At 39.5% G+C, this 13587-nt stretch carries 9 protein-coding genes; 1 reads left to right on the forward strand and 8 read right to left on the reverse strand.

Annotated elements, in window-relative coordinates; translation table 11 throughout:
• Positions 1 to 243: 243 nt before the first annotated feature.
• Positions 244 to 1014: an IclR family transcriptional regulator gene (locus ACZZZK_RS02030; protein ID WP_463482622.1), complete on the forward strand. Its 771-nt coding sequence runs from the start codon at positions 244 to 246 to the stop codon at positions 1012 to 1014.
• A gap of 683 nt (positions 1015 to 1697) precedes the next feature.
• On the opposite strand, the gene ACZZZK_RS02035 is transcribed toward ACZZZK_RS02030, so the two are convergent.
• From ACZZZK_RS02035 to ACZZZK_RS02070, 8 genes are all read right to left on the reverse strand, one after another.
• Positions 1698 to 3863, reverse strand: a complete 2166-nt coding sequence (locus ACZZZK_RS02035) for an alpha-L-rhamnosidase-related protein (RefSeq protein WP_463482623.1) — start codon at positions 3861 to 3863, stop codon at positions 1698 to 1700.
• Between the two features lie 51 nt (positions 3864 to 3914).
• Positions 3915 to 5504: a sodium:solute symporter family transporter gene (locus ACZZZK_RS02040; protein WP_463482624.1), complete on the reverse strand. Its 1590-nt coding sequence runs from the start codon at positions 5502 to 5504 to the stop codon at positions 3915 to 3917.
• 135 nt (positions 5505 to 5639) lie between these two features.
• Positions 5640 to 6725, reverse strand: a complete 1086-nt coding sequence (locus ACZZZK_RS02045; RefSeq protein ID WP_463482625.1) for a Gfo/Idh/MocA family protein — start codon at positions 6723 to 6725, stop codon at positions 5640 to 5642.
• Positions 6726 to 6824: 99 nt separating this feature from the next.
• The gene (locus ACZZZK_RS02050; protein WP_463482626.1) at positions 6825 to 9410 is read right to left on the reverse strand and encodes an L-rhamnose mutarotase; all 2586 of its coding nucleotides are present in this window, start codon (positions 9408 to 9410) and stop codon (positions 6825 to 6827) included.
• A gap of 6 nt (positions 9411 to 9416) precedes the next feature.
• Positions 9417 to 10349: a sugar phosphate isomerase/epimerase family protein gene (locus ACZZZK_RS02055; protein WP_463482627.1), complete on the reverse strand. Its 933-nt coding sequence runs from the start codon at positions 10347 to 10349 to the stop codon at positions 9417 to 9419.
• Entirely contained in the window at positions 10349 to 12004 is a 1656-nt protein-coding gene (locus ACZZZK_RS02060; protein ID WP_463482628.1) for an acetylxylan esterase, read from the reverse strand. Before ACZZZK_RS02060 ends, ACZZZK_RS02055 begins: the two co-directional genes overlap by 1 nt.
• Positions 11958 to 12251 (reverse strand): GIY-YIG nuclease family protein, encoded by a 294-nt coding sequence (locus ACZZZK_RS02065; RefSeq protein WP_463482629.1) that lies wholly within the window; start codon positions 12249 to 12251, stop codon positions 11958 to 11960. The genes ACZZZK_RS02060 and ACZZZK_RS02065 overlap by 47 nt, the downstream gene beginning before the upstream one ends.
• 142 nt (positions 12252 to 12393) lie before the next feature.
• Positions 12394 to 13530 carry a sialidase family protein gene (locus tag ACZZZK_RS02070; protein WP_463482630.1) on the reverse strand — a complete coding sequence of 379 codons (1137 nt, stop codon included), beginning with the start codon at positions 13528 to 13530 and terminating at the stop codon, positions 12394 to 12396.
• Positions 13531 to 13587: the final 57 nt, after the last annotated feature.

Here is a 13587-nt window from a genome sequence, read left to right on the forward strand (position 1 = left end):
GTTTTTTAAAAAATAGAAAGATTTTTAGGGTAAATATTTGGTTAATAATTTTACTGTTAATTGGAAACTGAAATTGCTCAATAGTTAATAACGAGCTGAAATTTCAAATCTATCTTCTCTATATCTGGCTAACTCAAATATAAATATTTATTTCATATATAAAAACAATTTTTATACTATAACTCCTTTTGATTTTTAATTTTTATTTGCTCCAAATTATTAAGTTTGTTTAAATTACTTTCAATGAATAACGATACGAAATACCAGGCCCCTGCATTAGACAAGGGATTAGACATACTTGAACATCTATCTGCACAATCCATCCCCCTTTCACAAACTGAAATTGCGGTTGGCATTGAAAAAACGCCGAATGAAATTTACAGGATGTTAATGAGTTTGGAGAGTCGTGGTTATATTTTACGTGATGAAGTTTCTGGAAAGTACAGGCTTTCGTTAAAGTTATTTTACCTTTCACACAGGCATTCGCCGATGGACGAGTTGAGAAAAGCCGCTCAATTTCCATTAGAAGAACTGGCCAATACCATCCGCCAATCTTGCCACTTAAGTATCTTGTATATGAACCAGGTGATGGTGATTATCCATGCTAAAAGTCCGGGGCCTATTGCCCTGTCTATTGAAGAAGGAAATTTGTTCCCCTTGCCATTAACAGCTTCTGGCAAGGTCTTATTAGCCTATATGCCCGACATTGAAAAAAGAACAACTTTAAGAAATAATTCAATTTTCAAGAAATATAGTAAAGCGCAGCAAGAAGATTTTATGGTTTCGCTCGACGATATTAAGAAAACTGGTTCTTATTTCAAAAACAGTGATTCCGTTTCGGGTGTAACGGATATTTCTGTTCCGATTGGTGTAGATAGCAACAATGGCATTATTGCCTGTTTAACTATTTCGATGTTAAATGCTTTAAATAACGACAAGGCTATGGGAAATGATACTATTCTCTCAGAAGCAAATAAGTGTGTTAAAAAGATTGAGCAAAGAATTGGGGTATAAAGTGTTCTAAAAGCCTCACCCTATGAAAGGGTGTAGTTATTTTTCCATGTGCTGCATCCCTCTCCTTGAAGAGAGGGAAACAAAGAAGATGTGGTTTGAACCTGTTGGCTTCACTCCTTTGTTCTTTAAATCCATCTCTCAAAGAAATGTTAAATTAGTCTTCGCGAAGCGTGCATAAGGAAGTTCGCGAAGCGTGCATAAGGAAGATTGAGCAAAGGATTATAGTATAAACTGTTCTAATAGCCTCACCCTATGAAAGGTTGTAATTATTTTTCCATGTGCTGCATCCCTATCCTTGAAGAGAGGGAAACAAAGAAGATGCGGTTTGAACCCGTTGCTTCAATCATTTGTCTGTTAGATCCATCAATGAAAGAAAGGTGAGGTTAGTCTTCCCGAAGCGGGCATAAGGAAGATTGAACAAAGGATTGGGGTGGAAACTGTTCTAAAAGCCTCACCCTGTGAAAGGTTGTAGTTATTTTTCAATCCACTGCATCCCTCTCCTTGAAGAGAGGGAAACAAAGAGATGTGGTTTGAACCTATTGGCTTCACTCCTTTGTTCTTTAAGTTTATCTCTCAAAGTGGAAGGTTTGAAAGCCTTAAAAAATGATAACGCATAAAGATGCTTTGTGCATTGCCTGCCTGCTAAGGGCAGGCAAGCAATGACGAAAAACAAAAAACATATGTTATCCAGAATATTTCACACTATAATCTCTGCCTTTATCAATTGTTATCTCATAAACACCTTTCGAAACTTCCTTAACTTCTGCACCTTTTACCACAGGCTTGGTTTTGCTATTTATTCTTAATTTTCCTGTTCCTACGGCAGATGAAATTTTAATTTCTTTTTTACTGCAGTACAAGGAGATATCGCCATTAGCAGTAGGAACCTTTCCCTCCATCCATTCCAAACCACCTAAATTTGGGGTGATCGTATAGGTTTCATAACCTGGTGTAGTGGGTTCAACACCCAAATAATACTTGCCCAATAAATAGATCGGACTTGCACCCCAGGCATGGCAAAGGCTTTTTCCAAATGGTCTGCCATACATTGCTAAATGCTCTGCCCCTTTTTTATCTGGATTATATTCTTCCCAAAAAGACGTTGCACCGAGTTTTAACATTCCACCCCAATAGCTTTTCATTTCTTTTAAGACGTAGCTTTGCTCACCCATTGCGCAAAGGGCTTCCAGTTTGTAGAAACGCATATAAGGAGTTGTAATTTTTGCAACCTGGTCATTAAGGAGCACATTCTTTTTCACACCAAGTTTCTGTTCTGGGGTAAAATAATCGAAAAAGATGCCAAACATATTGGCGTAACGCGTTACATTGTCCGTTTGCTTACCATCTATCCTACTGTGAACCAAGGCGTTTTTATTTTGGTTCCAATACAAATCAAATATTTTAGCTTTTAACTCTTTTGCTTGTTGATCGTATTTTGTGGCACCTTCAGTATCATTGGCCAGTTTGGCACATAAAGCCATCGTTTCTAAGCTTCGGGCATATAATAATTGCTCAAAACTTACTTCACCGTCTTTACTCAGTTTGTCTGCCCAATCGATAAAAATCCAATCGCCCTGCATCCATTCCAGCAAACCATCTTTGTTTTTTCTTCCATCGATATACGTCATTAAAGATTGCATACGGGGATAAATATCTTGCACAAATTTTTGATCGCCTGTGAACTTGTAGTAATCGTAAATCCCTAAAAACCAATAGAAAGAGTAATCCATTATGGTATTGATGTGGGCTGTAACCGGATCTTTTCCGCGTTGTGCCCATAAAGTTTTTTTTACTGTTGGTGCATCAAAAAACGAATAATAATTCATCAGATAACTTTGGTAGGCATCACCACTCCAAACCCAACGGTCGCGTTTAATTCCATCGATAAAAAATTCACGGGTATTTAAGTGAAAGGTGTATTTAGCTACATCGTAAATTTTATTCAGTTCGGTATCAGATGATTTAAAACTTCCCCTTTCGGTTACAGGCGCATACTCATAAAGCATGGAGATGGAATCAAGGGTCACATTTCCACTGGTTTGGCGATTTACATATCTGAATGCTTTCGAAAGTGGCATTACCGAATCTTTCTTTTGCGTTAGATCAATATCAACATAATCTAACGTTTCGCATTTTTCTTCTGAGGAAGCCTCTTCAGGCGATTCGCCATAATATAAGCTCAAACGGCCCTTGCCTTTCAAACCGTGTACTTTTATGAAACCAAATGTTTCCCGGCCAAAATCAAGCAATTCGCCGCCGTCGTTTTTCTTCTTCGAGATTGCAAACATCGGTTTCACCGGTAATTTAAACTGCGACGGCAATTGATCGGGATCATTCAAATTCCATGAACCTGCCGAAACGAATGTGGTTCCTGATTTGTCGGAAACCTTTCCGCTTTGATCAATCCATTCCTTATCCTCAAAAGTCGAAAGCCATGTTTCGTCTGAAACAATTGTTGTTCCTTGTACAAAAATCGCTGGAACATGTGCCTGATTGTAAACTTTAAGGCTCAATTTATGCTTTCCGGCAGGAATTTGGATGGTTTTAGGAAAACCAGAAATGGCCTGTCCGTCGATCTTAACATTATAAGTTCCTTCTACAAAAAGCTTAACTTCTTCAGGTTGAGAAAGATTAAATTCCTTATGAAAATCTACCAGGACATAGTGGCTATCCATTTTCCAAAAGACTGGAAAAAATGATCCTCGTTCGGTTCTGCGGTTTTGCATTACATTGCTCATGTAAATATCAAAGTCACCTGGATACCAAATCCATGAGGCTTTTTGGGCCAAAGCTGGCATCACAAAACAGCTTAAAAATGCCAGAATAATTATTGTTTTAAAGTTTTTCATATAGTGTATTTTTTGCTTGATATCATCGGACTTCGGACCTCAAACACCTTTTTAGTGTCCGTTAAAGAATATATAAAGTATAACCATCACAACGGCTAATGCACCAAAAGAAATCCATACCCTTCGACTTGGCTTTTCTATATTTGCCTGATGTGATTCATTTACGATGTAAACAGATGGTGAACGATCGGCAAGAGAAATAACAATCGACAAAATCATCAGCAAGGCAAAAATGAGGAAGGACAAAACCAGATAATGTGGCCAAAATGTATATACAGAAGATGGCAAAACCCAAAGGTAACAAACGCCTATACCTAAACTGATGATTGAGCCAATTGACAACGTGAAATTAACAGCTTTTCTAGTGGTTCGTTTCCAAAACACAGTTGATAAAAACACAACAGACAATGGCGGAGCAATAAAACCTAACACAGCCTGAAAGACATCGAACAATTTCAGGCCTTGAATATTATCTATTGCTAATGCAACCAGGATGGCAAAAACGCAACCTGCAACTATTGTTAACCTGCCAGTTTTAATAATTTCTTTGGTTGTTGCATTGGGGTTAATTTTTTTCACATACACATCCATGGTAAAAACAGTACTTAAAGAATTAAGGCAAGATCCAATTGTACCTACCAAAACTGCAATTAACACCACGATTACCAAGCCATTCATTCCTGGAGGAAACAGATTGGTAACCATGGTCATGTATGCCATGTCGGCGTTGCCCAGATTAGGATATAAGACGTAACACAAAATCCCGGTGACAATAAAAAGCGGCAATGAAAGTATTTTAAGCCAACCAATAAAACTGACACCCAACTGTCCCTGTTCTAAATTCTTGGCTCCAAGTACCGATTGAACCATGGATTGATCGGTGCAGAAGAAAGCCACAGCAGAAACCGGATAACCCAGCAGAATGGCATACCATGGATATTGCGGATCGCTTCCAGGCTGAACGAGGTTCCAGAAATTCTTTGGTGTTTTTTGGTATAGTGCACTTATTCCTCCAACTTTCTCCAAACCTAAATAAGTAAGTGCGAAGGAAACGCAGATCAGTAAAATCATTTGAAAAACGTTCACTTTAGCGATAGCTTTAAGTCCGCCGAAAAATGCGAACAGGCCAGCAAAAGCTACTAAAACGGTAACCGATTGCCACATCGGAACGCCCAAAATCTGCCTCACCAAAACACCACCAGCAAACAAACCCAATGATAGCCATGAAATCAAAATCTTAATCAGGGCATACCAGGAAAGTATATTTTGTGTTGAATCGCCGTAACGGTTGCCCATAAATTCGGGCATGGTACTTACTTTAGCTGCCAGATATTTTGGAGCAAATACAATGGCAAGCAAGAATAGAAAGATAAAGGCATACCACTCGAAATTAACCGCCACAATACCCGTAGAATAACCGATACTTGCAAACGCAACCAACATGGATGGACCAACATTTGTTCCCCACATGTTAAAACCAATGCTCGACCAGTTAAGTGATTTGTTGGCCAGGAACAAGTTTTCATCTTCGTTTTTCTTCTTTGAAAAGCTTGCCCTATACCCGATAATAATTAAAATGACGAGGTAAGCGGCGACAATAAAGTAATCTAAGTTGGTTAAACGTTCTACAATATTTCCCATTAATTTATTTGGTTAGTTGTTTATTGGTTGTTGGTTTTTTCCATAGATGCACAGAGATAAACACAGATTTAAGTTTGTATCTGTGTTTATCCTTTCTATCTGTGGTTAATATTATTCCGTTCGCTGTGGCATAAACTACAAGCCAATCGATTCTCTTGTAATATTGTTTACTTTTAAAATTTCATCAATTTTTACAGGCAAACCGATCTCCATTGATTTATCCATCGCCTGCAATAGGGCAACAGTTCCAATTCCTTCTTTTAAATCCGGATAGGCCGTGAATTTGTTATTGATACTGTCTGCAAAATAATCGAGATAGTTCTGGTATTCGCCCGCATGATGACTTTGTCCCTCGAAACGGAAATAGTGTTTCAATGTTGCATCACCCCAGGTAATAATCTTTTCTTCACCGGTTTTGGTCGTAACAGAATAGCGTAATTCGTGGTAATCGGCCTGACTCGCTCCTTCTGTTCCGCGGAGAATGCAACTCATTCCGCTATCGCGACTTGCAGGTTGCGTTGGGCCTGTATATGCACCGCTTACCCGTGCAATTCTGCCATCTTTTGCCTTGAATATAAAATGCATCGTATCAACATTTTTCAATCCTGCTTTTAAGCCGTTGCTACTCAACATGCCATAACCCATTACTTCTTCAATATCAGGCATATACCAGCGAACAAAATCAACAGGATGACTTAAGCCGCCGTACAACCATTTAAATGATTGTTTTAAGGACCAACCTTTCTCTAGAAACCAACGGTGATCTGCATGGTAATGACTTTCGATGGTGATCAGCTCGCCAATTAAACCTTTATCAAAATCCTTTTTCTGGCGCATTGCAGGTTCGAAAAAACGAGAACTTTGTCCTACGAAAATCTTCCTTCTTGATTTTTTTGCCAATTCTAAAAGCTCATTGGCCTGAGACAGATCATCAATAAATGGCTTTGTACAAACTACGTGTTTACCATGTTGCAAGGCCAGTTTAATGTGCTCAAAATGCAAATGATCTGGTGTGTAAATGGCTATCATATCAATTTTATCGCTCGTTAGCATATCCTCGTAATTGGTAGTCCAATTTTGAAAATCGAATTCCAATGAGCGTTCCTCGCAAAGCTTTTTGTTCGCATCGCAAATCTGAATGAGCTTAAATTTCTTGCTCGCTAATGATGCAGAAATCGTGCTTCTGCCCTCTCCTAAACCTAAAATCCCTAGTCTTAACATGTTGATATTTTCTTATTTCTTAAGTCGTCGTTGCGAGGTGTGAAGCAATCTTAATGAATATGTAGGATTGAATCATGCCTGGCAATGACGGTTATTTATCTATTCAATCGGTTTAAAAAATACCCAAGCCTCCCCGGGTTTTGTTCCTGCTATACCTTCCTGGTATTTTTTCATAATGGCATTCCATTCATCCACCTTCGGATTATTTAAAGTCGTTTTTGGATTTAAATCGTCTAGTTTTTTGCCTTTAGGAATACTGATAATTAACATCAGTTGCCTATCCTTTTTAAAAATTGCCAGGCGCTGAAACTCAGCATTGCAAAATCCTTTGGATATCTCCGGCCACTTTTCAAATTGCGTTTTATGGTAATCCAAATACTCTTTCTGCATTTTTTCGTCCTCAACCAAATTGGCCGATAGAATCACATTGTCCCATTCGGCAACTGGTTTTTCCCCACAGTTTTTCTCCCTGTTAAAGTCGTAAAAAATATTGTCATAAAGCTTAACTTCTGTCGCATTTAAGCGTTTCAAAGTTTGCTGTAAACTTTCTACTTTTAAGCTTGAGGTATAAATAACCAATCTGTTACTCCATTTATAGATTGCGTTAGTTAATAGGTTGTTCTCTTTTGCAAAATCATCCAGCGTTTGTTTCCCCGGTAACTGATCATCTTTAAATATCAATTCAAAAACAACCGTTTTATCTTCCGCCTGATTGATACCGCGATTTGAGTAACTGCTTTTTTCTTTAAGCATGTATCTGAAGGGCAACTCCAATCCTGCATTTTTTTTGATGTTTTCAGCAACCTTTGGCCCGTTGTTTTCCCATAAATTTCCCGGCCCATTCGCATTCTGAAGATATTTTTCAGTAGGCGTCCAGTTATTTTTGATGGTGAATTCAGAAGATCCTTCATCTGTATACAAGTAAAACCAGTGATCAGGAAGGTGAGCATATGGCGCCTTATAAATACTATCAACTACATTTTCGGTAATGAAAGATTCTGGTTGGGCAGAGAGCGTGTAAATTCCTGCAACATCATACATGTGTTTGCCATAGTGATGGATTTTGTTTGCGTTGATGATGTTATTTTTCATCGCATTTTGCGTTTTAGTCCACCCCCAGCCCATGCTGATTCCTGAATAGGAGACATCGCTAATCTCATTATGGATAATTTTGATTCCTTTCACATAACCTGCACCAATGCCAACAGCACCCCAATCCTCATTGGTAACATCCGTAATCAGGTTGTTTTCTATCCGGGCATTCGTTGAAATTTCCCGTTTATCTTTGGGATTATAAGGCAAATGAACTTCTGTTGCTTCATCAGAAAATGTACCCACTAAGACCGCTGAACCGCCAATATCTTTAAACAAATTGCCTTTAATCAAATTATCTGATGTTCCTTTGTTGAAGTCTAAACCCGTAGAGGCAAGATGTTGGAAACGGCAGTTTTCAAAGCTGATCTGATTGGCAAAATTTACTTCAACAGCGGCTGCCGGCCTACCAACCCAAGCCTGATTTTCCAAACTTGGCTTATCTTGAGTTCCGGGTATTGCAAGTTTATACGCATCGAGCATGTACATCCCAGCCTGATGTGGAACATGTCCTTCCCTGGATGGCCTCAGCCAGGTAGCGTGTTCGAATGAAATCCCTTGGAAGCTTACAAAAGAAACCGGATCATCAATTGTTCCTTCAATTTTTAGCAGATTTTCTAATGAAGGGGCCATCACAACTGCCTTTTGCATATTTTCTGATGCCTTCGGCCAATAATAAATTTTATGGTTTTTTAGATCTGCAAACCATTCGCCTGGCTCATCTAAAAACTGGATGGCATTGGATAAATAGAAAGCAGAGTTTCCTGTTTTTTCAGAAATCCAGGGCGCTGGCCAGGGATGTTCGGATTGAATTCTACTTTCAGGCTGCATGAAAGAAAGCTCTACAGCATTACCAATCACTTTAACCGATTTTACCCGAAGATTGGCGATTGCCCACCATTGATGGATTAACATTTCCATACCGGCAATTTTGCTTAAATCCGTGTTTTGTTGAAGCGGTATTCTACAGGTTTGATTTTTTTTATCCCAGGATAAAATTCTACCCATGGCATCTCCATTATAATTTTTTGCCCGGATCGCCTTAGTTCCATTTACCCAAAGCTGGCGAAATGGCAAATCGCTGACACCGTCGTTAGGAAGGTCAGCAACCCAAATTTTTCCCAGAGACTTTTTTGGTAATCCTGGAACGGCTCCATTGACCTTTTTCCAACCCGCGATTCTAACCCCACCACTTAAAACAACTTTTTCAGTGGCGAAAATCTCTGTGGGGCTACTTTTAGTTCCAGCATCTTCAGGGCGAAGAACGATGGGCTCATGCAATTGATAAATGCCTGCTCCAACCAGTATTTTAATTCCATCTTTAGTGGATGGATCTTTTAAACGTCTTAATTCTCGGGCTTTCCGAATGGCTGCATGAAGCGTTGCAAGAGGTTGTTCCTTATTTCCATTGTTAGTATCAGCACCATTTTTTGCGACATAAATTTCTACTGCACTTGTGTTAACGTTTAGCAACGACAGCAAAATTACAAAACAGAAAAAAGGTTTAAATCGTGATGGCCTGGTTCGTGTCAACACAAACCAAGTAGACAACGATTTCTTTTCATTTATACTTTGCTTCTTTCTGGCTTCCATAATTCCTTAATGAGATTGCTTCGTGCCTCGCAATGACGAGTTATCGATTTGAAAAACAGACTTAAGGTAACTGGTATTGGCACTAAAATTATATTTCACATTTGTAGGTTGGCTTGCATCTCTGCTCCTTTCAACAACCAACCAACCGCTCCATCCAATGTCGTCGAGGGTTTCTTTTACCTTTTTTAAATCGATTTTCGGGTCGTTCTGCAACCAAACGCCGTCATCATTGGTTGCGTGGATTTGAATGATATTTTTTCTACCGAGTATTCTCAATTCCTGCTCTAAATCTCTCCCATTTTTTATCGGATTTGAAAAATTGAAGTAACTTTTAATGTGTTTACATCCAATATCTTTGAGCAATTTACGTTCAGCTGTTGCATCGAGTGCTGTCTCAATTCCGATCACAATACCCGCTTTTGCAGCCATTTTTCCGGCAACCTTCAGCCTGCTAACGATAGGCTCACGCAGCTCAGGATTTTTAACAAGATCTCCCTGAACACCCAGCGGCAAGAACACCACTTTTACGTTCATTGCCTTTGCTGTGTCCAAACAATCCTGAATCATTTTTTGATAAGTTGGCCGTGTGGCGAAGGATTGCGCATAGAAACCCGTCATTGCTAAAGAACAAATTTCAAGATTCAATTCTTTCGCTTGATCAAGGTATTGCTGACGCACTATCGGGTCGGCTAATTTGTTATCAAAGGTCTCTCTATTCCCCAAACCACCCATATCGATTTCAAGTCCATCTGCACCAAGCTCTTTTGCAAGTGGCAAGGCACTAATTTTCTGACGTTTCAAAATCATCAAATCAATTACGGCAACTTTGTATTTACCCACTTTTTCGGCTGCTACAAGTAGCTGATCAGGAATTAATGCGGCGCCCGTTAATAGGACTACATTGGCGATAAAAGCTCGTCTGTTCTGCTGCATTTGCATTATCTCGTTGCGTTTAATGGAAATAATTTCTCCAGATTCTCAAATCCCATCACTGCGTTTTTTGGTAACTTTTCGCCTTTATCTCCGAAAACGTACATTGCATTTTCTTTCTCGATAGTTACTTTACTTTCATCATATTTTCCGGCTTTATCTTTTACCAAACTGCCATTCAGTTTAAAGTTTTTAATCAGAAAATCGTAGAGCGCAATGCGTTTATTTATCCCAAAATCGTGTTTTTCTGCAGGAAGATGAACATTCTCCACCTTATTGCTCACGCCATAATATCCATACATTTTTTGCAGGTAAGGGAAATCATGTTGTGGTGTGTGGGCCGTCCAATCGCTACCATCTGAAACCAAAAGTTGTGGTCGTGGGGCCGCCATTGCTGCTAATTCTACATTATCTGTTCCGCCACCGCATTGATGAATAGGCATTCCACTTTCGCATGGACAACCACCGTAAAAATAGGATGACATCGCTACAACTGGTGCGCTTAGTTTTATTCTATCATCCATAGCGGTCATTAAAATCGAATGACTTCCAGCTCCTGAACCACCACTAATTCCGATTCTGCTGGTGTCTGTTTCTTTGAGCAAAGAGAAATAGTCGAGGATTCTGATTCCGCCCAAAGTTTGTACTGTTTGGGCTAAACTCCGGCGGTGGTCTTCGTACTTAAACTGCAGCATCGATTCGCCCCATGCAAATAAATCGTAGCTGAAAGCCATTGCGCCCATACGTGCAATCGTAGCACAACGGAGCTGACAATCGGCTCTGTAGCGTTGCTTTTCCCAGTGGCCATCAGGACTTAGAATTACGGGAATTTTGCCTTTAACATTTAGCGGTTTATAAAGTGATCCATTGATCCAAACACCCGGCAGGATTTCCAAAGCAATATTTTCTACCGAATAACCATCAAAAACCCGCTTCGCCGTAGTGATTGGTTTTGAATTCAATTTTGCCGGCAACGGTGAAAGTAACAAGGCTTTGTAAAGCTCGGGTTTTATCTCCGCCTTCCGTTTTTCCCAACTGCTTTTGTCGCTGTATTTTGTAGCTAGCGTATCTAGGTAGGCCCAGCCATCTTTTGGTTCCCATCGGTAGTATTCGTATTCTTTTAACTTGTAAACGCCGGGTTTTTCCTTGTTTACCTTCATATCTAATGGAGCAAGAACGTTTGTGAGCGTTTCATCTACATCGGCACGAAAACGCCATTCTGCGTAGTTCAGCCATTTGTCTTTCACCTGCGGTTCTGAATACTTAATCTGAACGTTGAAGCGGGTCTGGATTTCTTTTAAAACGTCGACTAATGGCTTTTTGTAAAGATTGTCAGTATTTTGGGTTTGGGCAGATATGTTAATCGGGAAAGAAAAATAAACCAATAATATTGCAACATACTTAAATATTCTGCCCGTACTTGCGAGGCTTGATTTCTCGTCAACCAAAGCAATCTCTCTCGAAAGGTCAGATTGCTTCGTACCTCGCAAGGACGATCCGGCGAGAGACTGAATCAACAAATCCGTCATTGCGAGGCTTGATTTTTCATCAACCGAAGCAATCTCTCTCGAAAGGTTAATTTTTAGCGCCGTATTTGCTCTATTCGACGTAAAAAAATTAGTCCAATGTTTCATATAAATCGTTCCAATTTGGATTAAATTCATTTATTAATTTAAGTTTGGCAATTCTGTTGCCGCCTTTTATTCTTTTTTCTTCATCAATCGCTTCTTCTATACTCCAGAAGAAATTATAGTAAACTAGTTTATAGCACTTGTATTTAGAGGTAAAACTTTCGTGGTACTGATTATTGATATGTTCATAAATCCTGTTTCTTAAATCAGAAGTTACACCTGTATATAAAACCATATGTGCTTTGTTAGTCATGATATAAACATATCCACCTCGTTCCATTATGCTGATTTAATAGAAAGAGATTGCTTCGTACCTCGCAAGGACGATACGGCGGTCTTCGTTGTAAATCTGCGCCTTTGAGAACTAAAATAATCTGGCTCCCTCGAAATGACGGTTGGAATAAATGCAAAATTGCCTACTCTCATGGTTCTTCGTTTTTCGTTTCTGTAATGACAGGAGCTGCATAGCCGTTAAGCTTAGGCCAAACGCCATTCTTGATTTTTTTCAATTTCAACTTTGAAGGATCAACAACCACATGTTTGATTTTCTGCCTTCTCCAGGTATAAATGAAATGGAGCATCCCGTCTGATGTTTGAATTACGGCAGGATATGAATATTGACTAATTGGTGAATCTTCTAAAATCAAAGCTGCAGACCAGTTTTTTCCATCCTTAGAAACCGAAACGTTTAATGGCGTTCTTGGTCCTTTTGCTAAATCGCCGGGAGGCAAAACGTGATTGTAAACCAAAACGTGACGTCCATCTTTCATCGTTACTGCATCTGTGCCAGAATTATTATTAGGCAATGAGGTTTTCGTTAAAGCAGACCAGCTTTCGCCGTTATCTTCTGACCACGATTCGACAATAGCCCTGTTAGCTGTTCTTGCTAAAATTTGCAACTTGCCGTTTCCATGCTGTAAAATGCTAGGCTGAATAGCCTTAATGCCGTTTTCTGGCAATGGGCCAACCGTTCTCCATGTTTTGCCATTGTCTTTAGTGACCTCAAAATGAATTTTCCAGCCATCACCCTCTCTACTGGAAGGCGCAAACAGATTTCCATTACTTAACAAAACTGGCTTGTTTTTTACAGGGCCGATATAACCATCTGGAAGCTTTGTAGCATCCGACCAGGTAATTCCACCGTCTTTCGAAGTTTTCATCAATCCCCACCATTCAGATGGCTTCGGACCGATTTTATAAAATAAGATTAAGTCTCCTCCCGGAATTTGATATAGAACCGGGTTCCAGGTAGGTAATCTTTTCCCATCGGGTTGAACACCATTGGCCACTGATACCGGCGCTAACCATTTTCCTTCTACAAAACGACTGATGTAAATTTCAACATCAGGGTTCCGCTCTTTTGTTCCTCCGAAATAGGAAGCAACCAAGCCCGTTGGTGTTTCAACAATTGTTGCTGAATGACAGGATGGAAACGGCGCTTGATCGTAGAGGAATTCTTGCTTTACCACCCCTTTTTGCCACTTTTCAACTTGTGCATTTGCACTTAACCCTAATGCTAATGCAATTCCTAGTGTGATGTATATTTTCTTTTTTAACATAGTTTTTTTCAATTAACAAAGTTCGTCATTGCGAGGCACGAAGCAATCCTAATGCTC

The sequence above is a fragment of the Pedobacter sp. AC163 genome (assembly GCF_979258665.1).

What these genes read in the sequence shown, in the direction of transcription:
- ACZZZK_RS02045 (WP_463482625.1), bottom strand. Translation starts at nt 6,725, where the DNA reads ATGTTAAGACTAGGGATTTTAGGTTTAGGAGAGGGCAGAAGCACGATT.
- ACZZZK_RS02040 (WP_463482624.1), bottom strand. Translation starts at nt 5,504, where the DNA reads ATGGGAAATATTGTAGAACGTTTAACCAACTTAGATTACTTTATTGTC.
- ACZZZK_RS02035 (WP_463482623.1), bottom strand. Translation starts at nt 3,863, where the DNA reads ATGAAAAACTTTAAAACAATAATTATTCTGGCATTTTTAAGCTGTTTT.
- ACZZZK_RS02030 (WP_463482622.1), top strand. Translation starts at nt 244, where the DNA reads ATGAATAACGATACGAAATACCAGGCCCCTGCATTAGACAAGGGATTA.
- ACZZZK_RS02070 (WP_463482630.1), bottom strand. Translation starts at nt 13,530, where the DNA reads ATGTTAAAAAAGAAAATATACATCACACTAGGAATTGCATTAGCATTA.
- ACZZZK_RS02055 (WP_463482627.1), bottom strand. Translation starts at nt 10,349, where the DNA reads ATGCAAATGCAGCAGAACAGACGAGCTTTTATCGCCAATGTAGTCCTA.
- ACZZZK_RS02065 (WP_463482629.1), bottom strand. Translation starts at nt 12,251, where the DNA reads ATGGAACGAGGTGGATATGTTTATATCATGACTAACAAAGCACATATG.
- ACZZZK_RS02060 (WP_463482628.1), bottom strand. Translation starts at nt 12,004, where the DNA reads ATGAATTTAATCCAAATTGGAACGATTTATATGAAACATTGGACTAAT.
- ACZZZK_RS02050 (WP_463482626.1), bottom strand. Translation starts at nt 9,410, where the DNA reads ATGGAAGCCAGAAAGAAGCAAAGTATAAATGAAAAGAAATCGTTGTCT.